Below are 26416 nucleotides of genomic sequence, written 5' to 3'. Positions count from 1 at the left end.
TTTAGCTTACACGTGTAAGCTAAACAACTCGGATCAGTTCTGGACAAACCAGTTAGATATACGTAAACGTAGGCGATTTAACAGACCAATCTCATTTGAAAGGTCACCATGGTGGAAATAATCAATTCTTTCTTCAATCAAAGATAAAATCGTTTCATCTTCATCATTCTCGCTACGGAATGGCTTATCCGTTAAAAGAGGGATCGCTTCATCAACGTTCTCTATTGCCCAGATGTGGAACTGCTTCGCTTTTATTGCTTCAATGACTTCATCATTTAAACAAAGGTTACTCAAGTTAGTCTTTGGTAATATAACACCCTGATTACCAGTTAACCCTCGATGAACACACACTTTATAGAAGCCTTCGATTTTTTCATTAATCCCACCTACAGCTTGTACACGGCCAAACTGATCAACAGCACCGGTTACCGCTATTTGCTGATTAATAGGCTGTGAAGATAATGCAGACATTAATGCACAGAGTTCTGCAAGAGAGGCACTGTCACCATCGACTTCAGAGTATGACTGTTCAAAAACAATGGACGCTGAGTAAGGCAGGGCTTGATCTAAATCTAGCGCTGTTGCAACAAACGCTTGCATGATCATCATGCCTTTCGCGTGAATATTTCCGCCCAGTTCAACTTTACGTTCGACATCAGAAATATCGCCGTCACCAAAGTGAACCACACAAGAAATACGAGCAGGCTCGCCATAGGCTGTTGGGTGTCCAGGCATTTCAACCACGGTTAAACCATTAACCTGACCCACTTCTTTACCTTCACTAGCAATCAGGACTTGGCCATGGTGAATATCAGCAATAGCGCGTTCTGGCAAATAAGACTCACGATATTCTTTAGCGCGAAGTGATGCTTTAATATTCGTTGCCGTTAAAACTTTGCCGTCTGTCTCTATACTTGCTTCAGACAATAGATTTAGGTGCCAAAGCAAACAAAGTGGTAAGCGTGTTTGATCTTCAGCATAACGCGCACCTGCACATAGCAGTGCAGTTACAGCGTCCGTATCAGCCAAGTCTGGCAGTTTATGATGAGTAATAATCGCCTTTATATAACGAAGATACTCTTCAAGATTGGATTCGTTTAATAAGAGATCTTGTTCAAATTCACCGTACATAGCAAAACCAGCGGCAAGATCAGGCTCAGCATGATCAAGTTCTGCCATTAAATGACGATCACCAATGATTACCAGTTTTACATTTACCTTCTCAGGCGCAGGTAAGGGGCATAGTACTTTTTTGTTAGCGGCCTCCCAATCTAGCATGCCGTCCATTAGTACGCTTTTTAAACGCGGCCATAACGATGGATTACTGAGAAGGGCGGTGATTGATAAAATCAAATATCCATTATTTGCTTGGTGTAATAAACCATGCTTAACGCTTGGTTTTGCTAAACTATTTGACTCTAGAGCAGGATAGACGGCACCAAATAGTTTTTCAGCAGTAATATCATCACCCGCGATGATGATCGGTTGCTCATTTTCACTCGTTTGTGAGCTAGATGTATTATTACTACTTTGATATTGGTATTTTTTTATGAGTTCAATAATATAGTCACGATACAACGTGTTATCAGGCGCCGTAATACGTAGAATACGAGGCTGTAAATTAAGCGCGCTGAAGCGGCGTACGGCATCTGATAGTCGAGGTTGAAGAGTACCAACTGTCGCGGGTTCAAGATTACTATAATGTTCTAGAGTTGTTTGGTACTGGCTATAATCAGGAAACATTGTACGCCAAGATTCTTCATGCATAAATTTAGCTTTCTATTGTTACTGTGAAAAGGTAAGCAGTATAAAACAATCAAAGAGCTCATAATAGAAACTTATGAGCTATATTTATGTTTCATAAAAACAATCGGTTATTCTATATAGGTGATTGTTATTTAAGAATGTCAGAGTTACACTGTAACGCGTTTTTCGTTGACGATGAGAAAATTGTAATTTTATGAAATATCAGCAGCTTGAAAATCTTGAATCCGGTTGGAAATGGGCTTATTTAGTAAAAAAACACAAGGAAGGCGAATCAATTACACGCTTTATTGATCGCAGTGAAGCAGAAGCTGCTGTTGAGGCTCTTTTCGATATTGAACACGAACCAACAAAAGTGATTGAATGGATTGGTTCAAATATGTCTCCTGCGCTTGAAAATAAATTAAAACAAGCGATTCGAGCAAAAAGAAAGCGCCATTTTAATGCAGAACAAGTACATACACGAAAAAAATCAATCGATTTAGATTTCCGTGTTTGGGAAAAGTTGGCAGAAAAATCGCAAGAGTTAGGTTCTACATTATCCGATACTATCGAATATTTGATCAGTGAAAGTAACCGAACAGAGCGAGCTAACAAACAGGTTAGTGATATCAAGAATAACCTGACAGAACTACTGAACATTGAATCCTTTGATAAATAACGTTTTTTGGTGGTTGCTGTTCTTTTAAAGGTTACGTTTAAGGAGTAAGCAAATGGAATATGTACTTGTTTTAGCAGTAGTTGTTATTTTTATCGTCTTTAAAGATCGTCCTATTATGGTTTTGAAATTTGAAAATGGCGAACTGATAAAAACGAAAGGGAGTGTACCGACTGGCTTTCAAACAGCGTGTAAAGAAATCGCACATAAAACACCTTTTAGTGGTCATATCAAAGTTTATAAAAATCGATTCACTACAAAAATTGATTTTTCAAAGGATATTCCAAGTAAAACAAAGCAACGTATTCGTAATGTTTTCCCTCATAGCTCTCATTCAACTAAAAAGGGCAAACGTGCTTAATTGGAAGTAAGTGTAATAAAACGTTTATTACACTTACTATTTAAAAGAGTCAATTGTGATTATTCCATACGCGTTTCGATTAACCCAAGGTAAAGATCTTAAAAAGAGTATTCTGCACTTTGTACAAGACAATAAGATCCAAGCCGGAAGTTTACTTTCAGGCATTGGTTGTTTGTCTAAAGTGATTATACGATTGGCTGATGAATCTAAGACAATAGAGGTTTCTGGCCCTCTGGAAATTCTTACATTATCAGGAACATTAACACCACAGCATGTCCATCTTCATATTTCGGTAGCTGATAAAAAAGGGCAGGTAATAGGTGGCCATCTTGTTGATGGAAGTATTGTTTCTTATACTGCAGAAGTTTGTATTGCGAGTTATACAAATTTATCATTTAACCGAGAGTATGACGAATCAACACGATTTGATGAGCTGAAAATTTGTGCAAAGTGAAGCGAATAATAACAAGTTAAAGATAAGTTTAACTTGTTATTAAATCTACTTTAATGCATCTAATAACTCTTCTTTACTTTTGATATAAGATGAAAACTTTTGCTTTAATTCCTGAAGTTCACTCTCTGCTTTTATTCTTTTTAGTCGTTCATCTTCTAATTGTTGACCTAAATCTACGGCTAAATAGCCACCTTTTATCAGCGCTTTGGTTGTAACATTACTATTCGTTAATGATTTAAGAGACGCAATCATATAATAATGCTTATCGATATCACGGATTGTTATTGCCATTAGATACTCCTTAACTCTCTATAATATATCAATTTTTAATCAAAACGTCACCACCCTAACGCACTATAACTTAGCGTTGCTAGCTAAAAATAAACCGGCAAACACCGGCTTATTTTTAGCGTATCTTTTGACCTAATAGTAGGCTACTTAGGTAAATAGACTTACCTGAAGCTAGCTCTAGAATACCTCTGTCATCGGATATATAAACAGCTTCTTTTGTTCGAAGATAATCAATATAGAAGTTACTAAAAGTGAAATCGACTTCACGACTTTTATTTAATTGCTTAACACCAAAAGTGTAATAATGATTTTGAATTTTTAAAAATACACCACTAAATAAAGATGATGAAATAACTCGATTTTCTTTATCTTTTCTAATTGTATTAATCTTAATTCGCCCATCATTTAGGTCAACCTTTATAATTTCAGAGCCAAAAGCAGGGTATTCCTTAGTAAATAAATATGCCGACTGTGTGCTGACAGCATTAAAAATCGCTTGGACAATAATAAACAATAGAGCTAGGAATATGCCAAGGAAAGCTTTTTTAAGCATCGCACTGCTCCTGGTTCACCTGTGAAGTTAAGTCAATATAGTGCTCATTATGCACACCTATTAATTTATAACGCTCACACAATCCACCGATAGGGAATGCATACCATTGACTTATATCGCCTGCTTTATAATCAATGATTGCCTGTGTAACAGGATTTGGTAATTCAACGCCATTATAATTAACAGATATACCATCAACATCTGTTGTATTAACAAAAAATAAGTACTGGTAACAGACAAATAAAGTAGCTAAAAAGAAAAAGCAAACAATCAGAAAATCAAATAGGCTGAATGTATTTAATTTATTGAGTAAGCTGAATTTTTTTTTCTTCTCAGTAATTACTGGTTTATCAATAATGCTTTCTTGATGCTCTTCTAATTCTAACTTTTCTGCAATTTCATGAGCTTCTATATGTTTACTAATATCTTCAGACAGAGGCGGATGAGAACCATCATCAAGCAGAGAGGTTTCTCTAATTGAGTAACCAAGTTTTGGCTCAGTTGTGATGATATTATGCTCACCGATTTTACTAAATGAAGTGCGAAGGTTTTTTATCGCTACAGTTAACGAATTATTCGTTACTACTTTTCCTTGCCAGCACTCTTTTAGTAATGTTTCTCTATGTACAGTATTGTTTGCGGTGTTTGCTAATAAAGCAAAGATATGAGTCTCTGAGCGTGAGACTTTTAAAACAGCATTATCACTTATACGGGTGATCGTTCTTCGCGAATAATCAACATCAAAACGACCAAAACGTTCTATTCCGTTGTTTACTTCATCGTTCATTATTTACTTATCAATAATAGAGTTGTCAAAGGGGATAACTACTCAAAAAGAGAGGCTATTTTATACAAAAAAGGTATCGAATTCTATATTGATGCAACCATCTGCTTGTCATATCATTATATGTTTATAAATTTTTCGGTTTTTCAATCAATTCAATGTTTAAGTCATGCAATACACGACCAAACTGAGTCACACGGTTGGTTTCTGCATCCCGTTTACTTACGCATGGCGATCACTGTAAAAAGCAGTGGGTTTGCCATGATGTTCAACATATGCATGCGTGGCAACTATGTAATCAAACGCAGATTCTGTTTCGCTAAAACGTAAGCTCATCAGTTTGCCGGTGGCACCCAAAGGCCATCAGCGATCATCCATTGGCGTAAGGTTTCTAATCCAATTCGTGGCGTTCAATCAATTTTTCACGTGCCAATGTGGGTCCGAAGTCTGCGTAATATTCGTGGAGCAGGTTTAAACATTGATGGCGTATATCAGTATTAATTTTGTTGCCTGGCGATTGTCCACGACGTTGATGCACTAAACCAACAGCACCAAGATCTCGATAGCGTGTTATTAATCGTTGAACCTGACGAACAATGACATTAAGAAGCTGAGCAGCACAACATATTTTGTTTAACTCACATTGATCAGCAGATACTGATCACTATAGAAAAACAGGACATTTTAGCTTTGCAGAAAAGAGACACTTTACCTTGGGGCCTATAATCTAAGTGCGCATTATGTATATTATGTTAAATAAGGTGTCGAGGTAACTATGTATGATCTTGTTTTTCCTACTTTGTATCTAATATCTCTACTCTGCTTGTGGGTTGATTATTGTATTTAACAGTATTGGCTATTTACCATAAAATAGGTAATTAACATCAATTTTAAATACTGCTGCAAATGTTCAGTTTGCCTTGTACTTAAAGCTTGCTGTTAATTACTAGAGATTCGATTAATACGAATCTCTAAATCGTACTTTCTGATTGCTGGTTTTCTTTAAGTTCTTGGTATTTTTCCAGCAACGCATCTAGCTCGTTTGAACAGATTGGTTTTGCTAAAAAGCCATCCATACCAATATCATGATAAATTTTCTGGTCACTTTGCATCGCGTTCGCGGTTAATGCGACGATTGGAATACTAATTTTTCTCTGTCTAAGTTGTTTTGTTGCTTCTAAGCCATCTAAAATAGGCATAGAAATATCCATTAGCACTAAATCAAACTTATTGTGACCCTGTAACAGTACATTTATCGCTTCCTTTCCGTTGTTAGTTATCGCAACTTTATGTCCTCGCCGCTCTAACATCAACTTAGCAACCAACTGATTGGTGTTACTATCTTCTGCTAATAAAATATTTAAAGAGCAATCCGATTTATTTTTAAATTTAGTGTCAGCTTCACAACTCTTCAATGATGGATAAATAATAGGAATAGAAATTTTAAAACAACTTCCCGTTCCTAATTCACTTTCAAGTGATATTGTTCCGTTCATCTTTTCGATCAAATGCTGGCTAATCGCCAAGCCCAAACCTGTGCCGCCATAACGACGTGTGATACTTCCATCCGCTTGATGAAATGGATTAAAGATATTTGCTTGTGCATCTTTAGCAATACCAATACCGGTATCGATGACTGCTATTTCAATGTTATCGTCAACTTTACGAGCAACAACGCGAACCGAACCAATACTCGTAAATTTAACGGCATTGCCGATTAAATTAAATAACACTTGAGCAATTCGATTTTTGTCACCGTAGATTTGTTTAGGGATCGCATCGTCAATTTCACATTGAAATTGAACATTATTCTTAGTTGCTTGTGGTGCTAATTGATCAGAGACAAGCCTTATACTTTCCACAACATTAATATCACTATTGAAAAGCCTAAAACTCCCCGATTCTATTCTTGATAAGTCTAAGATGTCATTGATAATCGTCAGCAATAAATGTGCTGACTGGTCCATCTGTGACAACCAAAGATTTTGTTTAGTATTCAAGCCAGATAAAGATAGCGATTCCATTAAACCTAACACCGCATTAAGTGGTGTTCGTATCTCATGACTCATCATTGCGATAAATTGAGATTTAGCTTTGTTGGCTGTTTCTGCTTGCTTTTGCGCTTCCTGTAAGTCAAATAAACGTTTTTTTCTGCTCGTTATGTTTTTAGCTGTTCCGCGAAATCCTTGTAGTTTTCCATACTTATCAAAATAAGGGGTGCCACTAAAGCTGTACCACTGCTCAGTATTATCAACGCTAAGATTCCATTCTACGTCTTCAAAGACAACTTGCTGCGAGAGCTTATTCGTCATTTTTTGTTGGAACAGTGGGTAGTTATTAAAGAATTCTATAAAGTTATCACAGGCAATTTGTGTATTAGCGACTTGAGGTTCTGAAATATAGGTAAAGTTATAATCAACATCAATTTCCCAAAACCAATCACCTGCTGTTTTGGCAAAATCTTTAAATCGTTGCTGACTAAATGTCAGTTGTTGAGTTCGGGCTGCCACTAAAGATTGCAGCCGTTCTCGATAATCTATATCGATGATCGCACGTGCAAGTAATGGTCTAAATCTATTAAGCACTCGCCTGCATCTTGGTGTGAACTGACTTTTATCGTGGCTCATTAAAATCATAACAGCATCACTTGAGCTTACTTTAACCCCCGTTAATAATGCCGAACTGTAGTCATTTAATGCTTCAATCGATTGCGTACTAAATTCAACAATATCTTTAGGAGAATATAGTGCAATACATTCACCATTGATCGCTCGTCTAAATGTACTTTCCATAAGCCAAGAGTTTGTACTAAAACGATTATCAGTACTGACCAGCACATCAAGCAGCTCTTGCTCGTCTTCTCTAGTAAGAACTAGTGCTTGATCAAAACCAATAAACTTGCGTAGGACTTCTAATAAGCTATTGAATACTTGACGTTTATCATTCGCACCCGCCATTGCCGAGATGCCTTCTAAGATGGCTTCATTCTCATCTTGTAATTGGCTTTCTCGTTCTTGACTGCGTAATAAATCAATGACTGTTTCTTGTAGCTTTTCAGATTCAGAACTTATCATAGTATTAACAACCTACCCTTTATGAAAAATAGCTGCTGAAATCATTAAGTTACCGTGCGCATTTTCACCACTGATGAATTGCCCCTGCTCACCAAAGGTAAATGGAGAAACATAAGGCTTATTTAACATTGCAATATTTACACCGCTAGCAACATCATCCATACGATTTTTTATTTTTAACATGCATCCGGCACAAAAAATCGTAATGCCACCTATTGGATTAAGCTTATTACCATTTGATGCTTTAACTACCCGACTTGCTCTAGAAATCAGTCGTTCATCCGTGCCGTTCATAAAGTACAAGCGATCCCCTTGCTTTACTTCAGCAAACATTTCGATGCCCTTGCGTTGTGTAATATGTGCAGGATGAGCTAATTTAAAATAAGGTAAATCAAAATATTCTCCAGCAAAACGCCCTAAAGGATTTAAACTGCTTTCACTTATTATGTTGCTGTTGGTATCAAATGGAATCTTCATCCATTGTTGATAGACATCCGCTGCGGGTTTATTATCGAGCTCTATAACTTCTCTATGTTCAACTTTAGTGGCTATTGCTGATAAGCCTGTACTAGCATAACCTGAATGAAATGAAAGGCTTACTTCGCAGGTCGGATAAAAAACAGCGATACCAATCCCCTGACCTGTTTGTTGTTCAACATTAAATATTTGCCATTTCTCTGCAATGAAATCGTCAGCAGCTGAGCCGCCAATAATAGGAACGGTACAGCCCAACTCTTTTTCTATTCCTTGAATAATTTGTTCTTCGTAACCTGGTGTTGCATGTAATAAAATGAGTGATGGCAACTCGCCAACTCGACCGCTATTATGAATCGCTTTTAATGTTGCTTGCCTTGCCATTTCATAAGGCGTCTCAAAATTCGAAATAATGGCCGTGCCATATGCTCCGTGATAATCATTAATTGCCCATAATGCTAAACCTGTTCCACTAAAATAGCCTTCATTTGTCATAAAGCCCTGACATGACGTACAACCTAAAATAGCGGTATGGGGAAATGACTTTTTGAGTTCGGCTTGGAAAATATTGATGTCATAATTTTCAGAATAATAGATAAGCAGCAAAGAAGGCGTTGCAATTTTTAGATTTAGCTTATCAATAGCCTCATTAATAGCTTCGAAAGATGAAGATTGTATTGAGTAACTTGTTGTTATATCCATATCAATAGACTCATCCTTGAATTAACTCATGATTAATATTATCAGTTATTTGCACATTTTAAGTCAGAATTTTACCTACCTCTTATTAGATTAGCTTATCTTATCGTATCATGATGCAAATATTTGTAAGCTAAGGATTATTAAAGTGGATTTAAGCTTAAATAAAATCGTTATTGTCACCGGTGGTGCTAATGGTATCGGCAAAGGGATTTGTAAATATTTGGCACAAAAAAACGTTATCGTTATCGCATTAGATATCAATGAGCAAGCCGGATATGATTTAGTCAATGAAGAACCACGTATTCGGTTTCGTTTAACGGACGTTACTCAAATATCGGATATTAAAAACACGTTAGATTGGGTGAAATGTCAATTTGGAAGACTAGATGGTCTCATCAATAATGCTGCTATTTCCAACCCTTACAATACTCCCTTACACCAATTACCGTTAGATGAATGGCACCATATTTTAAATGTTAACTTAACATCCCCTTTAGCCATGAGTCAGCAGTGCCTACCTTTACTTACTGAAAGTAAAGGACATATTATTAATATGAGCTCAACAAGATATCTACAGTCTGAACCAAACACCGAAGCTTACGCTGCAAGTAAAGGTGGATTGGTATCATTAACTCATGCACTCGCTGTGAGTTTATCTCCTAATATAAAAGTAAACTGTATTTCACCGGGTTGGATTCATACAGATACGAGTCAATTACGAGGTATCGATCATCAGCAGCACTTGTCTGGAAGAGTTGGAAATGTCAATGATATTGCTGAAATGGTTGATTTTTTACTTTGTAGCCAAGGTTTCATAACGGGGCAAAATTTTGTTGTGGATGGCGGGATGACAAAGAAAATGATTTATTGCGAGTAAATAGCACTTCAGTAAATGTTCATATTAAGAAGTGCTATTTCTAATATTATTTAGTAACGGTAAATTGGGAAATCATTGTCGTGTTTTTAGCCGTTATATCTATTTCCCAAACCATTGAGTTATGTGTACATGCTGGAACGGTAAACTCTCCCACCCAAGTGTTCTTATTATGCTGCGTAAACATAATGGGTACCGTTCCCATATTCATTGAAACACCTGAAGCAGTAGCTGACGGTTTAACATCCATGTTGGTTATTTGTAATAGAATTGGTGCTTGTGCAGATATTTTTTTTGTTAAAAGCTGTACATCAACGTTCTTATCATCTAACAAATACTGACAATTTGTTGTGTCTAATTGACATATTTTCACTCCATCTTTAAGACTATCTTCACCTTCGGGAGATGTATATGTCACTGTTCTCCAAAAAAAAGCTGAAATCAATATAGTCATTAACACTATTATTTGGATTAAACGACCACGGGTTAGTTTTTCTGCTGCCATATTTTACAAATATTCCTGTGTTACAGAGCTCAAAATTCTCACATACTGTTACTTAAGCGTAAATGTAATGTGGTCACCCCACTCTGAAAAATGTGTTAGCTCAAGTATTATGAGAAATGAAAATGCCACTTCTACAAAAAAATAGCAATTTGAATCTTGTTTTGATGAGTAATCAGAGGAGCAAGGTCGAATGTCACCATTTTTGGGGATATGGATTACTATTATTAATGTAGTTCGTTCTCGTTTTCGGGAGGTTGATACTTTAAATATTAATGCGAATATACGAATTATTCCGGATAAAGATATTAGCCAAATGATCATGACCTACGTAAAAGGTACTTATCACACCGGAATCTTTAATTGGCCCATGGTTAGTTGATATTGAACCTTTTAAAAGTGATTGGAGTTTACAAGGACGTGTAGACGTACCATCACCTTCTCCGACTTCGTTGTACGGGCAGAGTAAGGAATGACAATAGAAAAACATGTTCATGATGAGTGCTACCACTGCGGTGATCCTGTTCCTAGTGGTTGCCAATTTGAAGTCGAAATATTAGGCCAACTTCGATCTATGTGTTGTCCTGGCTGTGAAGCCGTTGCAACAACGATTGTTAAAAGTGGCCTTACTTCGTATTACGAGTACCGAACTGAGCCTGCCGAAAAAGCCGATTTAGTCCCCGAACAGTTTAAGTCTCTCTCCCTTTATGATCATGCAGATATTCAGCAAGATTTCGTACGAACGACAGATCAAAATTTCAGTGAGGTGTCCCTTTCTGTTGAAGGTGTCTCTTGTGCTGCTTGCGCATGGTTAATTGAAAAGCAATTAGTACGCGAAGATGGTGTTATTTCCATTCGTGTAAATACTACGACCAATCGTGCATTGCTCGTTTGGGATACTGAAAAAGTACAACTCAGCCATTTATTGACGGTTATCCATAATATTGGCTATCAAGCATCACCCTTTGAAGCTGATGCTCAAGAGCTACAATACCACAACATAATGAAGCAATATTTGTATAAGCTAGGTATTGCGGGCATTGCTACCATGCAGGTGATGATGCTTGCATTTGCGCTCTATTTTGAAGTCTTTGGCGATCTAGATACTGAATTTAAAAACTACCTCCGTTGGGTAAGCCTAATTTTTGCCACCCCCGTTTTACTCTACTCAGCACTCCCTTTTTATATTAATGCATGGAGAAGCCTAAAAGCCTTCACATTAGGGATGGATGCACCTGTTTCAATCGCTTTATTGTTTGCTTACGGTGCAAGTTTATACGCAACTGTTATGGATAAAGGCGAAGTATTCTTTGAATCCATTTCAATGTTTACGTTCTTTTTACTATTGGGTCGATTCTTAGAAATGCGTGCCCGTCGACAAGCAGCGGCCGCCAGTGCAAATTTGTTAAAACTCATACCAAATATGGCTACGCTTGCTAATGGTGAACAAGTTGCAGCAAAAACGCTTAAAATAGGTGACGTTGTCACTATATTGCCTGGGGAGCATTTCCCTGCAGATGGTGAAATAAATAAAGGATTAACAACCGTTAATGAATCCATGTTAACGGGAGAGTCAGTGCCTGTCACTCGCGCGATTGGAGATAAGGTGTATGCAGGGACGATTAACGGTGATGCCAATGTCACAATGACAGTTACAGTCAATAGAAATGACTCACTTATTTCTAATATCGTACGCTTGCAAGATGAAGCTCAACTCTCAAAACCTAAAGTGGCAGAGTTAGCCGATAATGTAGCTCGCTATTTTGTTGCTGCAATACTGATTATCGCAGCTAGCACTTGGTATTATTGGCATCAAAATCAACCTGATGATGCATTATGGATCACATTAGCTGTCTTAGTTGCCACCTGTCCGTGTGCCCTATCATTAGCCACACCAACGGCTATTACCTGTTCAACGTCTACACTTAGTAAATTAGGGATATTGCTTCGTCAAGGGCATGTATTAGAAACGCTATGTAACGTTAATCGACTGGTATTAGACAAAACAGGCACCTTAACTGAAGGTAACATTCGCTTAGTTGAAACGCGTACATTCGGAAACATAGAGCAAGACAAAACGTTGATGATTGCTGCTGAATTAGAGCGTTTCGCCAATCACCCTATTGCTCAAGCTTTTAGCCAATATCGCCTACAAAGCGTACTTTTTGATAAGGTCGAGAATGTGATTGGTTGTGGTTTGAAAGCAACGCTGAATGGTGATGAGTGGCGCATTGGTAAATATATTTTTGCTCTTGATATTGAAAATAATCAATCGTTTAAAAATAGTAATGAATTCTCGGTATGGTTAACTTGCAATCAGCAACCTATTGCAGCATTTAAATTAGACGACCCAATCCGTCAAGAAAGCGCTCTTTTAGTTAAACAATGTCAGCAACATGGTATTAACGTAACAATGTTAACGGGTGATAATACTGTTCATGCCAATAACGTTGCTAAACAACTGAATATTGATGAGGTTATAGCTAACCAAACACCACAAGGAAAGTTGGCGTATTTGAACGAATTATTATCAGATGACGTAGTATTAATGATAGGTGATGGTGTCAATGACGCCCCTGTTCTCGCAGGTGCTCACCTTTCTGTTGCTATGGGTGGTGGAACAGATATAGCTAAATCTTCAGCAGATATGGTACTAGTTGGCGATAAATTAGAACGTATCTTAGAAGCCCGTACTTTAGCATTGAAAACTCGAAAAATTATTCGAGAAAATTTATCTTGGGCGCTTGGCTATAACTTGATAATCCTACCTCTGGCTATTTCAGGACTGGTGGCGCCCTATTTTGCCGTTGTCGGTATGTCAGCAAGCTCGATCATTGTTGTATCAAATTCTTTAAGGTTATTAAAATAAATGGAAAGTCTTTACATATTAATACCTATCGCTATTGTTTTTGTCTGTATTGCTATCGGTATATTTTTATGGGCAGTGAAAAGTGAGCAATTTGATGATTTAGAGCGTCGTGGATATGATATTTTGTTCGACGAAGATGATACTAAACATAAAAACACAGTTTCCAATTCTGAATTAATAGAAAAAAATCCAAGTAACGATCAAGATAGCAATAATGGTTAATTTAGATTTTTATGCTGCCTTTTTAATCGGCTTAATGGGCGCTGGCCATTGCATTGGTATGTGTGGTGGTGTTGCTGCTGCGATCACAATCGGTATGCCAGAAAACACAAAAAACAGTAAACGTTGGATTTATCTATTAAATTATAATTTTGGAAGATTAGTCGCTTATACAGTTGCGGGGGCAATTATAGGCGCAATGCTTGCGAGTATTGCTACCATTAATGGATCTAATAGCCCATTGATATTCATGCGCTTTTTAGCAGCAATTATGATGATTATTTTAGCGTTATATATTGGCCAATGGTGGTTTGGGTTAAACAAAATTGAACGTGTTGGGCAAGTGGTATGGCGATATATCTCACCACTAGCCTCATCATTTCTTCCCCTTAAATCACCGATAAAAGCTTTGCCATTTGGTTTTCTCTGGGGCTGGCTACCTTGCGGTTTAGTTTATTCAACTTTAACATGGGCAGCTGTTTCTGGAAGTGCTCTAAATGGTGCAATAGTAATGCTTGCTTTCGGGTTAGGTACATTACCTGCAATGTTAGCGGTTGGCGGTTTTGCGACACAGTTAAAAATATGTCTAAAGAACCTCTATTTTAGGCGTGTTAGTGCATTATTATTAATGGTTTATGGCATTCAAACTGGTTATATAGCAATCAAACAAATATTGTGACCTTTTTATTACTCGTAATAATGCTTCATAATATGTTAAAATATTGACCTACATCAAATTGGTTAGACAGGCATATGATTTCAGACAAGCTTACAACAAAACGTATCCAATCAGGTGGGTGTGCAATTCACTGCCAAGATTGCAGTATTAGTCAGTTATGCATTCCTTTCACGCTGAATGAGTCTGAGCTAGACCAACTGGATCAAATCATAGAACGAAAAAAACCGATCCAAAAAGGTCAGGAGCTATTTAAAGCAGGTGACGAACTAAAATCGTTATATGCTATTCGTTCTGGCACCATTAAGAGCTACACCATTACCGAACAAGGTGACGAGCAAATTACTGCCTTCCATCTTGCAGGTGATTTAGTAGGTTTTGATGCGATCAATGAAATGCAGCATCCAAGTTTTGCTCAATCACTTGAAACATCAATGGTGTGTGAAATCCCATTTGAAATCCTTGATGATCTTTCTGGTAAAATGCCAAAGCTTCGTCAACAAATCATGCGCTTAATGAGCAATGAGATTAAAGGCGATCAGGAAATGATCTTGCTGCTTTCTAAAAAGAATGCTGAAGAACGTCTTGCCGCTTTCTTATATAACTTATCACTACGTTTTTCTCAGCGCGGTTTTTCTCCACGTGAATTCCGTTTAACAATGACACGCGGTGATATTGGTAACTACTTAGGCTTAACGGTTGAGACTATCAGTCGTTTATTAGGGCGTTTCCAGAAATCTGAGATGTTAAGTGTAAAAGGTAAATACATTACAATTATTGATCACGATGAGTTAGCTCGTCTTGCTGGTGTGGCTAAAAGTAACACATTACCTCCACAATAATCGTTTTAGCCCTATCCTTTTTAAATTTTAAAGCATCGTTTATACGGTGCTTTTTTATTTCGCTAATCCGCTATTTCTTATATTTATTTGTCCAGCGTATCAAAGTTTACATAATTTTCTCTATTATCGTTCCCATATCTTTCTATTCTAGGTTACAGTATTTATAAGGATTTATTTAATCTTTTGATATCTAAGTACATAGCCGTTGTTATACCTGTTTTAAATTCAACTTATCAAGAGATTGCCTACACAGTTGTGTAAAGGAGGCATTATGCAAAAGTATAAAAATATCTTAGTCGTCGCTGATCCTGAAAAAGAACAACAACCAGCGATCTCGCGCGCTGTTCATCTTGCTAAAATGAGCAAAGATGTAAAAATTATTATTTTCTTAGCTATTTATGATTTCTCTTATGAAATGACGTCAATGTTATCATCAGACGAACGTGATGCTATGCGTCGCGGTGTGGTAATGCAGCGAGAAGAGTGGTTAAAGGAAATCATTCAGCCTTACTTAGAAAAAGACGTTGATATAGAAATTAAAGTGGTTTGGCATAATCGTCCTTATGAGGCCATCATTGCTGATGTATATAGCCAAGACATTGATTTACTTATCAAAGCTACTCATGAACATGATCGTTTAGGCTCTGTGATTTTCACACCAACAGATTGGCATCTGCTTCGTAAATGCCCTATTCCTGTACTTTTAGTTAAAGGTAATAACTGGCCTGAGCACGGCAAAGTATTAGGTTGCGTCAATATCTCTACCGATGATGAAACTCACGAGGAGCTTAACGAAAAAATCGTCAAAGAATCATTTGCGTTTGCTTCTATCGCTAATGCCGAAGTTAATTTAGTTAATGCTTACCCTGCAACACCGGTAAATATTACGATTGAATTACCTGAATTTGATCCTGCTAGTTATACCGATGCTGTACGTGGGTATCACCTAACGACGATGAAAGCACTCCGTCAAAAATTTGGAATTAGTGAAGAGCAAACTCATGTGCTTGAAGGTTTACCTGAAGATATTATTCCTCAAGTTGCTGAAGATATAAAAGCAGAACTTGTTATATTAGGAACAACAGGTCGGACTGGATTATCGGCTGTATTTATAGGAAATACCGCTGAAAATACGATTGATAGTTTAAATTGTGATTTATTAGCTTTAAAACCTGATGGGTACGTTAGTCCATTAGCACCTAATATCGATTAAGTAAGAAAGGCCTCTATTGAGGCCTTTCTCTTATAGAATGCGATTTATTTCTTCTCAGATTCTTGTAGCGTTAGCCATTTGGCAAATTTGGTAAGATACCACTCATTGGCTTTTTCTTTACAATATGCTCGACTTAACTTGCGACGACTCCATTCAGAAGCAATAGCTGATCGAGTCTGATTTGACGTCCGTTCTTTTAAATAAATGCTGCACAATTGAGCATTTGTCATATTTTGCGCATAGCCATTAACTTGCCCACCACCTAGCCCCAATTCTTGTGCTTGATGAGAGCTACAACCCATCATGAATACAAGGCTCGTTGTGATTAAAATACTGCGTAACATGCATGTCTCTATCGTCGAAATATTTCCAATCATGTTATCAGCTTAAAAACACAAAGAATATTGTTAGGTATGTGTTGTGCCACTGACAATGTCTTATTTTTGATAAAAATGACTTCTTATTGATAATCTACTCTTAAAAACACACCGTTTTAGGCTGGTTAACGTCATGAATAGTTATCATTTTTTAAGTCGTTATATATGCTGTCTCACCCTGTTGTTTTCAGCTTCTGCTTTTTCATTAGGCATTAATGATAGTAAATACATTGAATTAGGAGGAAGTTTAGATCCAAGTGTCGTCAATAATGTTAGTAACGTATTAGAACAAAATGCGAATGTTGAACAATTTCGCTCCGTCGGTTTAGTGATTGGTAGCGGATATTGTTCAGGTACATGGCTTGGGAGTGATGAATCTCATAGCTATGTACTAACGGCTGCACACTGTTTATCAGGCTCTGATTCTTCAGAATATTCAGGTCAATATGTCTCGTTTAAACAACAAGATGGGACGATTATTGCTGCAGGTATTTCTACTAACTATTTTCGTACCTTTACTGGCTGCAGTGATGACATAGCGGTCGCAAAAATCCCGAAAGTCTCCGATCCCCTAGATGCAAATGGTGATGTCATTAAGCAACCGTTTGTCGACAATAATTTAAATACTGATTTGCTACTTAACCCTACTACCTTCACAGGATTTGGTATCTTCGGTTCACGTTCATTAGGTCAACTTGGCTATATTGGTAAGCGACATGGTGAAGGACATATTCGTTATTATTACCAAGACTGTTTAATAAATCAGGCCATTGAGAATACAGACGCATGGGCATTTGCAAGCCCAGGTGATAGTGGCTCTGCGATTTGGCAACAACGTAATGAACACCCTGTTGCTGTCGGTATTTCGTCATGGTGGTATGGCTGGCAATATGGGTATTCAGGTCACGTCCCTATTGCTTTACATATTGATTGGTTAAAAGGTGTCGTTCCTGTATTAAAAACCGTAGATGATATTGAAGATGAGCCGCCAGTTGAGGAACCTGCATGGTTATTAACCCATGAAGCACCGATAGAAACCGATCCTTTAGAGCAAAGTGTACGAGGCTCTGTTTATTATGTTAAGGGCGACAATGTTGTTTCTGGACCTGAACGATTTGTTTGGCGTTATCCACGAAAAATGACCAAATTTTCCGTTGCATTAACCCAAAAAGAAAACAATACAGAACATGAAGTCTGGTTGCGAGGTCAACGTAAAACACATTGTGGCTGGGGACGTATTAATAACAGTGCATGGTGTTACCCTGCGCCAAACTTAGGTCAACTTAAACTAGAATTTATTCAAGCAGATAATCCGACATTGCCTATCGGTACTTACAGTGGTGATTTTAGTTTAATGGTAAAAAGTCTCTATAACCGCTCTTACTCAGATGAAGTAACCGTTGCAACAAATATCGAGATTACTTCTGCACTTCCAAGTGACGGAGTCATTACTGATTCAACACCTTACGTTTCTCCTCGTTATGAAAAAGATGTTTATGGCAGCGTATATTATCTATCTGATAATAAAATGAACCGTAATCGTGTGGTTTGGCGTCGCTATAACCGAGGTTATAGTCGTTTGAAAGTAAATGTAACGAATACAGAAACCGGAGAACAACAAACTATTATGTTGCGCGGAGAACGCTATATGGGTTGTGGGTGGACAATAATGAACAATGCCGCCTATTGTCGTTATATGCGCCCTGTTTATGGTGAGTTACGTGTGAGCTTTATCGCTGATGACAATAAAGATTTACCTATTGGTGAATATTCTGGATCTTTATCCGTTAACGTGAAGGGCTTACATAAGCGTGGGTTCACTAAAGACTTACACCTTGATATTAAATTAAATATTACCGAGTAATGTATGAAAAGAGTGATCCAATATACTGGTTTAGCGCTGATTGTTGGGTTGCTCTGTGTCTTTATTTTTAAACCCGACAAAACAGCTAACGAAATAAAAACACCTGAAATTGTAAGTGATACATCACGTACAATAAATAAGAATCAATTAACAAAAAACCTTTATGAGGTTGCTGAAGCGCCCAAAGATTTTAAAATATTAAGTATGGAAGAAGAAATAATCATTGATGATCCTTCTTATGTCGCTGAAGAAGATCTAGAAGGTAACCCACAACTTCATAGTTATGATCATCAAGTAGCGACAACAATTGATACACCGATTAATCTATTAACAGGCGAAGATCTCTGGCTTTACCGCCCCAATTTACTAGACAAAGTGAAACAAGAACAAGGAATATCAATACTACCGATTGAAAGTATTGTGGAAATAAATGATGAGTTACTCAGTATTTTAACTATTGGTGATAGCTTAGTTTTCACCATGCCAAATGGTGCTGAACAACAAATAATAGTCTCAAAGATAAATACAATAAGTGACAAGGTAACATCATGGGATCTTCAAAACACACAACGCCAAGATATAGGGAAGATTACACAAATAAGTAACTTAACAGAAGGTTCGTTTATTACTGACAATAATGACGAATACCACTTAAGAACCGTGAATAATAAAGGATGGATAACCAGTAAAAGTCAGTTGATGAGTAACAACGATAATGCAGTAAAAAGAAACAGTGAGGCGTTTTCTGAGCTTCTTAAATAAAGGGCTAAATTCTTTGTCGCATTTGGCAAAGTTTATTAGCCCATTATTTTAACAACGTAGTGACTAAACGTTAGTCACATCAATAAACATCGACTCATCAATGTTTGTTGAAGAAACCGTCGCTTCAGTAAAGGCATACTCAGCCTTCTCACCTTCACGATCTAATGGCAAGTTAACAAAATCAAATAGATTTTTATCAGCTAACTGGCTTGGACTGATGTTTTGGATAGATTTAAAGATAGCGTCTACGCGACCTGGTGTTTTCTTGTCCCAATCAATTAACATCGCTTTAATACTTTGACGTTGTAGATTTTCTTGAGAGCCACACAGGTTACAAGGAATAATTGGGAAGGCTTTATGCTCTGCGTACTTAATTAGATCTTTTTCACGACAGTAACTTAATGGACGAATAACAACATTACGACCATCATCAGAACGTAACTTAGGCGGCATTGCCTTTAAACGAGAGCCGTGGAACATGTTTAAGAATAATGTTTCAACGATATCATCTAAGTGGTGTCCTAGTGCGATCTTAGTTGCACCAATTTTCTCAGCAAAAGAGTACAGCGTACCACGGCGCAAACGAGAGCAAAGACCACACGTTGTTTTACCTTCTTCCACTTTCTCTTTCACTACAGAGTAAGTGTCTTTATCTACGATATAGTATGGGATATTTAAGCTAGAAAAGTACTCTGGCAGAATATGCTCAGGGAAACCTGGTTGCTTTTGATCTAAGTTAACCGCAACAACTTCAAAATTGATCGGTGCTGCTTTTTGCAGGTTCAATAAGATATCCAGCATCGCAAATGAGTCCTTGCCGCCACTGATACATGCCATCACAACATCATTTTCTTCAATCATGTTGTAGTCAATAATGGCGTTACCGACATTACGACGTAGACGCTTTTGCAGCTTATTAAATTCAAGTACTTCTTTACGATTATCTGTCTGATTCATTACTACTTCTCTCACCATCGGTAATCCCGACAGTAGAATTGCTGGATAAGAATTTATAGGGCGTGAATTATACGGATTTTAGACTCAACAGGAAATAGTAAACTACGGAAAACCATCATTGGATAAATAGACACAAAAAAGCTCGGCTAAAACCGAGCTTCTTTGTATACGAGTCTTTAACCTTAAAAAGCGATTAAATTAACTAAATAATCCAGCAAAGAACTTTTTAACATGATCAACAAGGCGGCTGAAAATACTGCCTTGTTCAACTGAATCTAATGCCACAAGTGGTTGAGACGCAACTTCTTTACCATCAACAGAGTAAAGAACCTTACCGACGACTTCACCTTTCTCGATCGGTGCATCAAGTTCACCATTAAGCTCAACGCTTGCTGTCAATTTTTTGGTGTCGTTACGTGACAATGTCACATAACTTGAACTATCAACACCTAACTCAACGTTCTCTTTATTACCAAACCATACGCGTTCAGATAAGATTTTATCGCCAGCTTTATGTGGCACGACTGTTTCAAAAAATCGGAAACCGTAATTTAGTAAGGCTTTACTTTCTCTTTCACGGGTTTTGGTACTTTTTGTTCCCATCACAACCGCAATTAAACGCATGTCACCTTCAGTTGCAGAACTTGTTAAGCTATATCCTGCACCGCTTGTGTAGCCGGTTTTCATGCCATCAACATTCATGCTTTTATCATATAACAAACCATTTCGGTTACGTTGGGTAATGTTGTTATATGTAAATGATTTCTCACTGTATAGCGGATAAATTGATGGTAAGTCGCGAATTAACGCTTGGCCTAATAATGCAATATCATACGGTGTAGTATAAAGATCACTGTGATCTAAACCATGAGGATTCGCAAAATGTGTAGCATTCATTCCTAGCTTTTTAGCCCATGAGTTCATTAAACCCACAAATGCTTGCTCAGAGCCAGCTACGTGTTCAGCAAGTGCAACACTTGCATCGTTACCTGATTGAATAATCAAACCACGGAACAAGTCCATTAGTGGTACTTCACTCCCTACTTCGATAAACATTTTCGAAGAATCAGGGAAATTACGTGCCCATGCGTTACGGCTAATAACAACAATATCATCTTTACTGATATTGCCTTGTTGCATTTCCTGACCAGCAACATAACTAGTCATTAATTTCGTCAAGCTTGCAGGGTTTAATTTTTCGTTAGCATTCTTCTCGACTAATACTTGGCCTGTATTGTAGTCCATCAATACATAACCCTTTGCACTTAATGTCGGTGCATCTGGAATAACAGAAGGTGCTGCTAATGATGAAAACGACACAGTACAAAGCGCAGTTACACCAACGAGAGAAAAAAGCGGTGATGTCTTTTTCATTTGAGGCAAAATCCCTTAAAAATACGATAAACAATCTAATATAACTATTTACAACATCATAAGTTCGTAAAATAGTTCAAATAGGTATATTAGTTGAGGCTCATTATAGCGTTTGCAATATGAAAAACTTCCTTTTGTAACACTGTTTTACGATTTGCACGCCATCTTTACATTTATAGCGTTAATAAAAAAAAATATAAACGTTTAATACTGCCTCTATCGTGTTTTTTTATTATTGCTCACGTTGTTATAAATTTTTCCCTATTTTAATGAACCTTTCGTACTTTTTTACTGACTATTCAATAAGTAATACATAATATAGTGATGTTTTTAACAGCTAAACATTAGGGATGTGAAATGAGCTATTATCTAAAATTAGAACAGCATGCTCGTAAGTTATCGCGTTTAGGTCATCTAAGCGCAATATGTGGTTGGGATCAAGCTGCAATGATGCCAAGTGGTGGTGCTGAAGCTCGCTCGGAAGCAATGGCTGAACTTGCGGTTATTACACATGAATTATCAACCGCTGATTATCTTGCTGATTGGTTTGAACAAGCAGAAAAAGAGCAATTATCTAATGCTGAACGTATCAGCCTTGCTGCGTTAAAACGTCAATGGATGATGCATAACATTTTACCAGCCGAGCTAGTGGAGCAAAAATCCTTATTAGGCTCACAATGTGAGCATGCTTGGCGTACCCAACGTAAAGAAAATGACTGGGAAGGATTTAAACAAAACCTCGCTCCTGTTGTGAAACTTGCACGTCAAGAAGCGGCTATTCGCTCTAAAGCAACAGGATTAAGTCTATACGATGCCCTGCTCGATCTTTACGAACCAGGAATGACTTCTGAAATTCTTGACGGTATTTTTGCTGATGTAAAATCGTGGTTGCCGCAGCTTATTCAAGATGTGCAAAACAAGCAGAAGAATGACGCCGTATTGCCTTTAACCGGAACATTCCCGATTGCCGAGCAAAACGCACTTAGTCTAGACGTCATGAAACTATTAAACTTCGATTTTAATCATGGGCGGTTAGATATCAGTACTCACCCATTCTGTGGTGGTGTATCAACCGATGTACGTATTACAACGCGTTATGACGAAACTGACTTTACATCAGCCTTAATGGGCGTTATTCATGAAACTGGTCATGCACGTTATGAGCAAGGTTTACCACATCAATGGCGAGATCTGCCTGTAGGCCAAGCTCGTTCAATGGGGATTCATGAAAGTCAGTCGCTGTTTTTTGAAATGCAGCTTTCACGTAATATTGATTTTGCAAGAAAACTGGCGCCATTAGCACAGAAAACATTTAATCGTGAAACCGATAGTGCGCTGACGGCTGAAAACCTCAACACTATTAATACTCGCGTTAAACCGGGTTTTATCCGTGTTGATGCTGACGAAGTAACTTACCCAGCCCACGTAATTCTGCGTTATGAAATTGAACGTGATCTTATTGAAGGTATAATCGAAGTTGACGATATTCCTGAAATTTGGGATCAAAAAATGCAAGCTTATCTTGGTATTGATACGAAAGGTAACTTCAAAGATGGCTGTATGCAGGATATTCACTGGACAGATGGTAGCTTTGGTTATTTTCCATCTTATACGCTGGGTGCTATGTACGCCGCACAATTCATGGCTGCAATGAAGAAAGTAGTAGATGTTGAAGCTGCAATTACATCAGGTGATTTATCCCCTATTTTTACATGGCTTGAAACGAATATCTGGTCAAAAGGATGTACACTTTCAACGGATGAATTAGTAAAACAAGCGACAGGCGAAACATTAAATCCTCGTTTTTTTAAACAGCATTTAATGGCTCGTTATAACCAGTGATGCATTAAATCAGGTTAAATATTAGCCATAGTGTTTTAAGTAGTTAACCATAACTCACTATGGCTTTATAACTCTTTCATTTCTTTATTATTCATATTATCAAGGTGATCCACACTCAGTCATTAGGCGTAAAAAACTTAACGTTTAGAAACCTGAGGTAATATATGGATAATATTCGATTATCAACACGTGATATTCACACAATGGAAAAACGTCAAAGAGTTCAATTAATAAACTCTTTACCTGGTTTTAAAAGCGCCAACCTTATAGGAACGACAGATAAAGATGGAAATGAAAATGTATCCATTGTCAGTTCTGTTATCCATCTTGGATCATCACCTGCATTATTAGGCTTTATATTACGTCCTAACACCGTCGAACGACACACTTATACAAACATCCAGCAAACCGAACAATACACAATTAACGCTGTATCTGAGGAATTCTACCAACGAGCCCATCAAACATCTGCTCGCTATCCTAAAGATGTGTCAGAATTTAATGAAACGCGTCTCACCCCTTTCTATGACAATCATTTTGATGCGCCATTTGTATTAGAGAGTCCAATAAAAATAGGCTTAAGGTTAGTCGAAATCATACCTATTCCATCTAATGGTACATATATGATTATTGGAGAAATTGAGCGAGTGATTTTACCTAAATACGCACTACGAAAAGATGGCTATATCAATATTGAAAGCCTAGACTTAATGACGCTTTCTGGACTCGATAACTACCACGTAACGCAAAGTGTTGGACGTTTAAGTTACGCAAAACCCGATAAACCTATCGTACCACTCGATATTGATGGTAATGCTTTTTTTATTAAAGAGTAAAAGTAGAGCCTCAATGATTGTTAAAACAATATATTGAGGCTTATAACTTTAGATTAAGATGCTGATTATAATATTGTCTTCTTAATAACCGTCATTACACCCTGTTCGTTATTACTCGGCGCTTCAAATCGAGCTAATTTTTTTATCTCAGGATGGGCATTGTCCATTGCATAGCTATGGTAAGTTTCTTTAAGCATTTCTACATCATTGAAGAAATCACCAAAGCTCATACTCTCCTCGAACGTAAAACCGAATTCTTTTTGTAAGTACTTTATTGCGGCGCCTTTTGACGCTGTTTTATGCATTAAATCAAGCCAAATCTTCGCACTTACGACCACTTGATGTGTGCCACCAAATTGCGGTGATAGCACTGGATAAACATGCTCTTCTGTACCATTGAAATTTAAAACCGCGACTTTAATAAACTCATCATCAACAGCCAGTAAATCATCAACTAACTCAAGATTATGGTAATACTTACGAATTTCATCTAAAGCTTGTTCGCTGGTGGCTTCGGTATAGGCTGCATTCTTACCACATAACACAATGTCACAGTCCTGTACTTGCTTAACAGTTTTAAGAATATCGTGAATTTCATTGGTTGGGATAGTTGAGCTATACAACTCTTTTCCTTGATACATTACTAATGTACCGTTCTCAGCAATAAAGATCATATCATCTTTAATTGGAGCAAATGTATTCACTAGGCTTTGATATTGACGCCCTGATGCCGCAGCAAATAGCACATTCTTTTGCTGTAGTTGGTTGAATACATCATAAAAATCCGATGGTAATTGCTTTTTTTCACAAAGCAGCGTGCCATCCATGTCTGTTGCAATAAATTTAATTGAAGCTGTCATATAACCTTTACCACTGAGTGTTTATCACACTATTTTACCTGTTAGAGAGCAATCATTGTAAATGAATAGAAATAATTACTCATGAATCCGGCGGTTCTTATAGTAATACTCTTTATCGTGCTCAGTAATCGGTCTTAATATTCGGCAAGGGTTTCCGACTGCAACCACATTGGCAGGAATATCTTTGGTAACAATACTACCCGCACCAATCACCGTATTCTCACCTATTGTCACACCCGGTAAAACCACCACATGTGCACCTAACCAGACATTATTTCCAATCGTCACTGGAATATTAAATTGGGCCACATCGCGACGAAGATCAGGGTCGATAGGATGACCTGCTGTTGCAATAGTGACATTAGGTCCGATCATGACACTGTCACCAATATAGATATGGGTATCATCAACCAAGGTAAGATTAAAATTAGCGTAAACGTTATTGCCTATATGTGTATTGATTCCCCAATTAGCACGTAGCGGTGGCTCGATGTAGCAATTCTCACCCACAGCAGCAAACAAATCTTTCATGATAGCTTGGCGCTTATCATATTCAGAAGGTCGAGTTTGATTAAAGTCATACAGCACTTCCAAACATTGTACTTGTGCATTTGCTAACGCTTCATCGGTACAAAAGTAGACTTTTTGACTATGAACTTGTTCGAGGGTGTCCATCGTTGCCCTTATTAAGACATTAATAATAACGCTAGAATAATACTGACAATTTGGGTTGGGAAGACTGCTGTAATGAGATTCAAAAGCTCATCACAAATACAGTTAGTCAGAACGAAACGTGAGAATCTAATCCCATTATTTATATTAATAATTGGTTACATTCACTATAAATATTATACTTAGATCACGGTTTAGTATTCTGATTTTCTATATTGTTCTGACATAACTGACTATAAAACAAAGGATAAAGTATGGCTTACCAAGCTAAAGATCTTAACTACCGTGGTGAAAATTGTGGTGTACATAATTGGATCACAGATGGCGGTCAATCTTTTTACTGGCATCCAGACTGGCTTCATATCGCTGAAGAAGAAACCGGCTTATACGGTAAAAAGAAAATTGAAGTTGAGCAAGGTGGTGAAGTCACAAAAGGACACGCCGTTCATACTATTTTGAAAAAGCTAAACGAAATACTTAAAGGCACAGATCACGAATAACAAACCCCCCTAACACGTTTATTATGATTTAAAACATGTTAGGGGCTTTAATTAGCTACAAC

General features: G+C 37.4%; 26 protein-coding genes. 14 read left to right on the top strand and 12 right to left on the bottom strand.

Going from position 1 to position 26416, the window contains the following annotated elements:
* Positions 1–33: 33 nt before the first annotated feature.
* Positions 34–1767: a Lon protease family protein gene (locus tag C9J45_RS06645; protein WP_107246653.1), complete on the bottom strand. Its 1734-nt coding sequence runs from the start codon at positions 1765–1767 to the stop codon at positions 34–36.
* Between the two features lie 193 nt (positions 1768–1960).
* Between C9J45_RS06645 and matP the strand changes: the two genes are divergently transcribed.
* From matP to C9J45_RS06630, 3 genes are read left to right on the top strand one after another with little or no spacing between them, the layout of a single operon-like run.
* Positions 1961–2425 (top strand): macrodomain Ter protein MatP, encoded by a 465-nt coding sequence (gene matP, locus C9J45_RS06640; protein ID WP_107208153.1) that lies wholly within the window; start codon positions 1961–1963, stop codon positions 2423–2425.
* A 52-nt stretch (positions 2426–2477) separates the two neighbouring features.
* A complete protein-coding gene (locus C9J45_RS06635) occupies positions 2478–2783 on the top strand; it encodes a DUF3634 family protein (protein ID WP_107208154.1) in 306 nt (101 codons plus the stop codon).
* A 55-nt stretch (positions 2784–2838) separates the two neighbouring features.
* Entirely contained in the window at positions 2839–3237 is a 399-nt protein-coding gene (locus tag C9J45_RS06630) for a PPC domain-containing DNA-binding protein (RefSeq protein WP_107260334.1), read from the top strand.
* 45 nt (positions 3238–3282) lie between these two features.
* Here C9J45_RS06630 and C9J45_RS06625 read toward each other — a convergent pair whose 3' ends face one another.
* The 5 genes from C9J45_RS06625 to C9J45_RS06600 all read right to left on the bottom strand — a co-directional run bounded on the left by C9J45_RS06625 (position 3283) and on the right by C9J45_RS06600 (position 9115).
* On the bottom strand, positions 3283–3528 hold the full coding sequence (locus C9J45_RS06625) for a hypothetical protein (protein ID WP_107292327.1): 246 nt from the start codon (positions 3526–3528) through the stop codon (positions 3283–3285).
* Between the two features lie 115 nt (positions 3529–3643).
* Positions 3644–4081, bottom strand: a complete 438-nt coding sequence (locus C9J45_RS06620; protein ID WP_107208157.1) for a hypothetical protein — start codon at positions 4079–4081, stop codon at positions 3644–3646.
* A complete protein-coding gene (locus tag C9J45_RS06615; RefSeq protein ID WP_107208158.1) occupies positions 4074–4868 on the bottom strand; it encodes a transcriptional regulator in 795 nt (264 codons plus the stop codon). Before C9J45_RS06615 ends, C9J45_RS06620 begins: the two co-directional genes overlap by 8 nt.
* 968 nt (positions 4869–5836) lie before the next feature.
* Positions 5837–7939, bottom strand: coding sequence for a PAS domain-containing hybrid sensor histidine kinase/response regulator (locus tag C9J45_RS06605; protein ID WP_107287395.1), 2103 nt, complete (start codon positions 7937–7939; stop codon positions 5837–5839).
* A 12-nt stretch (positions 7940–7951) separates the two neighbouring features.
* On the bottom strand, positions 7952–9115 hold the full coding sequence (locus C9J45_RS06600; RefSeq protein ID WP_107208161.1) for an FIST signal transduction protein: 1164 nt from the start codon (positions 9113–9115) through the stop codon (positions 7952–7954).
* A gap of 145 nt (positions 9116–9260) precedes the next feature.
* On the opposite strand from C9J45_RS06600, the gene C9J45_RS06595 reads away from it, so the two are divergent.
* On the top strand, positions 9261–9992 hold the full coding sequence (locus tag C9J45_RS06595; RefSeq protein ID WP_107208162.1) for an SDR family oxidoreductase: 732 nt from the start codon (positions 9261–9263) through the stop codon (positions 9990–9992).
* Between the two features lie 46 nt (positions 9993–10038).
* Here the strand turns inward: C9J45_RS06595 and C9J45_RS06590 are convergent, their stop codons facing one another.
* Positions 10039–10494, bottom strand: coding sequence for a hypothetical protein (locus C9J45_RS06590; RefSeq protein ID WP_107287396.1), 456 nt, complete (start codon positions 10492–10494; stop codon positions 10039–10041).
* A 469-nt stretch (positions 10495–10963) separates the two neighbouring features.
* Here C9J45_RS06590 and C9J45_RS06580 point away from each other — a divergent pair, with 469 nt between their 5' ends.
* The 5 genes from C9J45_RS06580 (at position 10964) to uspE (ending at position 16310) form a co-directional block, all read left to right on the top strand.
* Positions 10964–13360, top strand: coding sequence for a heavy metal translocating P-type ATPase (locus tag C9J45_RS06580; protein WP_107292326.1), 2397 nt, complete (start codon positions 10964–10966; stop codon positions 13358–13360).
* Positions 13361–13582 carry a cbb3-type cytochrome oxidase assembly protein CcoS gene (gene ccoS / locus C9J45_RS06575; RefSeq protein WP_107260322.1) on the top strand — a complete coding sequence of 74 codons (222 nt, stop codon included), beginning with the start codon at positions 13361–13363 and terminating at the stop codon, positions 13580–13582.
* Positions 13575–14258: a sulfite exporter TauE/SafE family protein gene (locus C9J45_RS06570; RefSeq protein ID WP_107208166.1), complete on the top strand. Its 684-nt coding sequence runs from the start codon at positions 13575–13577 to the stop codon at positions 14256–14258. Before ccoS ends, C9J45_RS06570 begins: the two co-directional genes overlap by 8 nt.
* Before the next feature lie 74 nt (positions 14259–14332).
* Entirely contained in the window at positions 14333–15097 is a 765-nt protein-coding gene (locus C9J45_RS06565) for an FNR family transcription factor (protein ID WP_105060229.1), read from the top strand.
* A 271-nt stretch (positions 15098–15368) separates the two neighbouring features.
* Positions 15369–16310, top strand: coding sequence for a universal stress protein UspE (uspE, locus tag C9J45_RS06560; protein WP_107292325.1), 942 nt, complete (start codon positions 15369–15371; stop codon positions 16308–16310).
* 44 nt (positions 16311–16354) lie between these two features.
* On the opposite strand, the gene C9J45_RS06555 is transcribed toward uspE, so the two are convergent.
* On the bottom strand, positions 16355–16654 hold the full coding sequence (locus C9J45_RS06555; protein WP_107292324.1) for a hypothetical protein: 300 nt from the start codon (positions 16652–16654) through the stop codon (positions 16355–16357).
* A 166-nt stretch (positions 16655–16820) separates the two neighbouring features.
* Here C9J45_RS06555 and C9J45_RS06550 point away from each other — a divergent pair, with 166 nt between their 5' ends.
* Positions 16821–18551 (top strand): trypsin-like serine protease, encoded by a 1731-nt coding sequence (locus C9J45_RS06550; protein ID WP_107292323.1) that lies wholly within the window; start codon positions 16821–16823, stop codon positions 18549–18551.
* A 3-nt stretch (positions 18552–18554) separates the two neighbouring features.
* Positions 18555–19313, top strand: a complete 759-nt coding sequence (locus tag C9J45_RS06545; RefSeq protein WP_107292322.1) for a hypothetical protein — start codon at positions 18555–18557, stop codon at positions 19311–19313.
* A 63-nt stretch (positions 19314–19376) separates the two neighbouring features.
* Here C9J45_RS06545 and ttcA read toward each other — a convergent pair whose 3' ends face one another.
* Positions 19377–20270 (bottom strand): tRNA 2-thiocytidine(32) synthetase TtcA, encoded by an 894-nt coding sequence (ttcA, locus tag C9J45_RS06540; RefSeq protein WP_107208217.1) that lies wholly within the window; start codon positions 20268–20270, stop codon positions 19377–19379.
* A 198-nt stretch (positions 20271–20468) separates the two neighbouring features.
* Positions 20469–21644, bottom strand: a complete 1176-nt coding sequence (locus C9J45_RS06535; RefSeq protein ID WP_107208216.1) for a D-alanyl-D-alanine carboxypeptidase family protein — start codon at positions 21642–21644, stop codon at positions 20469–20471.
* A gap of 357 nt (positions 21645–22001) precedes the next feature.
* Here C9J45_RS06535 and C9J45_RS06530 point away from each other — a divergent pair, with 357 nt between their 5' ends.
* A complete protein-coding gene (locus C9J45_RS06530) occupies positions 22002–23486 on the top strand; it encodes a carboxypeptidase M32 (RefSeq protein WP_107292321.1) in 1485 nt (494 codons plus the stop codon).
* Positions 23487–23650: 164 nt separating this feature from the next.
* The gene (locus C9J45_RS06525) at positions 23651–24322 is read left to right on the top strand and encodes a flavin reductase family protein (RefSeq protein ID WP_107208214.1); all 672 of its coding nucleotides are present in this window, start codon (positions 23651–23653) and stop codon (positions 24320–24322) included.
* 65 nt (positions 24323–24387) lie between these two features.
* Here C9J45_RS06525 and C9J45_RS06520 read toward each other — a convergent pair whose 3' ends face one another.
* Both C9J45_RS06520 and C9J45_RS06515 read right to left on the bottom strand, forming a co-directional pair.
* The gene (locus C9J45_RS06520; RefSeq protein ID WP_107208213.1) at positions 24388–25182 is read right to left on the bottom strand and encodes a Cof-type HAD-IIB family hydrolase; all 795 of its coding nucleotides are present in this window, start codon (positions 25180–25182) and stop codon (positions 24388–24390) included.
* Positions 25183–25257: 75 nt separating this feature from the next.
* Complete coding sequence (locus tag C9J45_RS06515) at positions 25258–25857, bottom strand: sugar O-acetyltransferase (RefSeq protein ID WP_107292320.1); 600 nt, start codon at positions 25855–25857, stop codon at positions 25258–25260.
* Positions 25858–26108: 251 nt separating this feature from the next.
* On the opposite strand from C9J45_RS06515, the gene C9J45_RS06510 reads away from it, so the two are divergent.
* Entirely contained in the window at positions 26109–26354 is a 246-nt protein-coding gene (locus tag C9J45_RS06510) for a hypothetical protein (RefSeq protein ID WP_107208211.1), read from the top strand.
* The last annotated feature ends 62 nt before the right edge of the window (positions 26355–26416 follow it).

Origin of the sequence: Photobacterium sp. GB-1 (assembly GCF_003026165.1) — a bacterium.
Lineage (GTDB): Bacteria > Pseudomonadota > Gammaproteobacteria > Enterobacterales > Vibrionaceae > Photobacterium.
This window is presented reverse-complemented; position numbering and strand designations above follow the sequence as displayed.

Bases quoted from the DNA above. Each gene is read 5' to 3' on its own strand.
- C9J45_RS06520 (WP_107208213.1), bottom strand. From the start codon at position 25,182: ATGACAGCTTCAATTAAATTTATTGCAACAGACATGGATGGCACGCTG.
- C9J45_RS06525 (WP_107208214.1), top strand. From the start codon at position 23,651: ATGGATAATATTCGATTATCAACACGTGATATTCACACAATGGAAAAA.
- ccoS (WP_107260322.1), top strand. From the start codon at position 13,361: ATGGAAAGTCTTTACATATTAATACCTATCGCTATTGTTTTTGTCTGT.
- C9J45_RS06605 (WP_107287395.1), bottom strand. From the start codon at position 7,939: ATGATAAGTTCTGAATCTGAAAAGCTACAAGAAACAGTCATTGATTTA.
- matP (WP_107208153.1), top strand. From the start codon at position 1,961: ATGAAATATCAGCAGCTTGAAAATCTTGAATCCGGTTGGAAATGGGCT.
- C9J45_RS06515 (WP_107292320.1), bottom strand. From the start codon at position 25,857: ATGGACACCCTCGAACAAGTTCATAGTCAAAAAGTCTACTTTTGTACC.
- C9J45_RS06530 (WP_107292321.1), top strand. From the start codon at position 22,002: ATGAGCTATTATCTAAAATTAGAACAGCATGCTCGTAAGTTATCGCGT.
- C9J45_RS06645 (WP_107246653.1), bottom strand. From the start codon at position 1,767: ATGCATGAAGAATCTTGGCGTACAATGTTTCCTGATTATAGCCAGTAC.
- uspE (WP_107292325.1), top strand. From the start codon at position 15,369: ATGCAAAAGTATAAAAATATCTTAGTCGTCGCTGATCCTGAAAAAGAA.
- C9J45_RS06625 (WP_107292327.1), bottom strand. From the start codon at position 3,528: ATGGCAATAACAATCCGTGATATCGATAAGCATTATTATATGATTGCG.
- C9J45_RS06620 (WP_107208157.1), bottom strand. From the start codon at position 4,081: ATGCTTAAAAAAGCTTTCCTTGGCATATTCCTAGCTCTATTGTTTATT.
- C9J45_RS06615 (WP_107208158.1), bottom strand. From the start codon at position 4,868: ATGAACGATGAAGTAAACAACGGAATAGAACGTTTTGGTCGTTTTGAT.
- C9J45_RS06555 (WP_107292324.1), bottom strand. From the start codon at position 16,654: ATGTTACGCAGTATTTTAATCACAACGAGCCTTGTATTCATGATGGGT.
- C9J45_RS06590 (WP_107287396.1), bottom strand. From the start codon at position 10,494: ATGGCAGCAGAAAAACTAACCCGTGGTCGTTTAATCCAAATAATAGTG.
- C9J45_RS06580 (WP_107292326.1), top strand. From the start codon at position 10,964: ATGACAATAGAAAAACATGTTCATGATGAGTGCTACCACTGCGGTGAT.
- ttcA (WP_107208217.1), bottom strand. From the start codon at position 20,270: ATGAATCAGACAGATAATCGTAAAGAAGTACTTGAATTTAATAAGCTG.
- C9J45_RS06565 (WP_105060229.1), top strand. From the start codon at position 14,333: ATGATTTCAGACAAGCTTACAACAAAACGTATCCAATCAGGTGGGTGT.
- C9J45_RS06635 (WP_107208154.1), top strand. From the start codon at position 2,478: ATGGAATATGTACTTGTTTTAGCAGTAGTTGTTATTTTTATCGTCTTT.
- C9J45_RS06550 (WP_107292323.1), top strand. From the start codon at position 16,821: ATGAATAGTTATCATTTTTTAAGTCGTTATATATGCTGTCTCACCCTG.
- C9J45_RS06510 (WP_107208211.1), top strand. From the start codon at position 26,109: ATGGCTTACCAAGCTAAAGATCTTAACTACCGTGGTGAAAATTGTGGT.
- C9J45_RS06600 (WP_107208161.1), bottom strand. From the start codon at position 9,115: ATGGATATAACAACAAGTTACTCAATACAATCTTCATCTTTCGAAGCT.
- C9J45_RS06535 (WP_107208216.1), bottom strand. From the start codon at position 21,644: ATGAAAAAGACATCACCGCTTTTTTCTCTCGTTGGTGTAACTGCGCTT.
- C9J45_RS06570 (WP_107208166.1), top strand. From the start codon at position 13,575: ATGGTTAATTTAGATTTTTATGCTGCCTTTTTAATCGGCTTAATGGGC.
- C9J45_RS06545 (WP_107292322.1), top strand. From the start codon at position 18,555: ATGAAAAGAGTGATCCAATATACTGGTTTAGCGCTGATTGTTGGGTTG.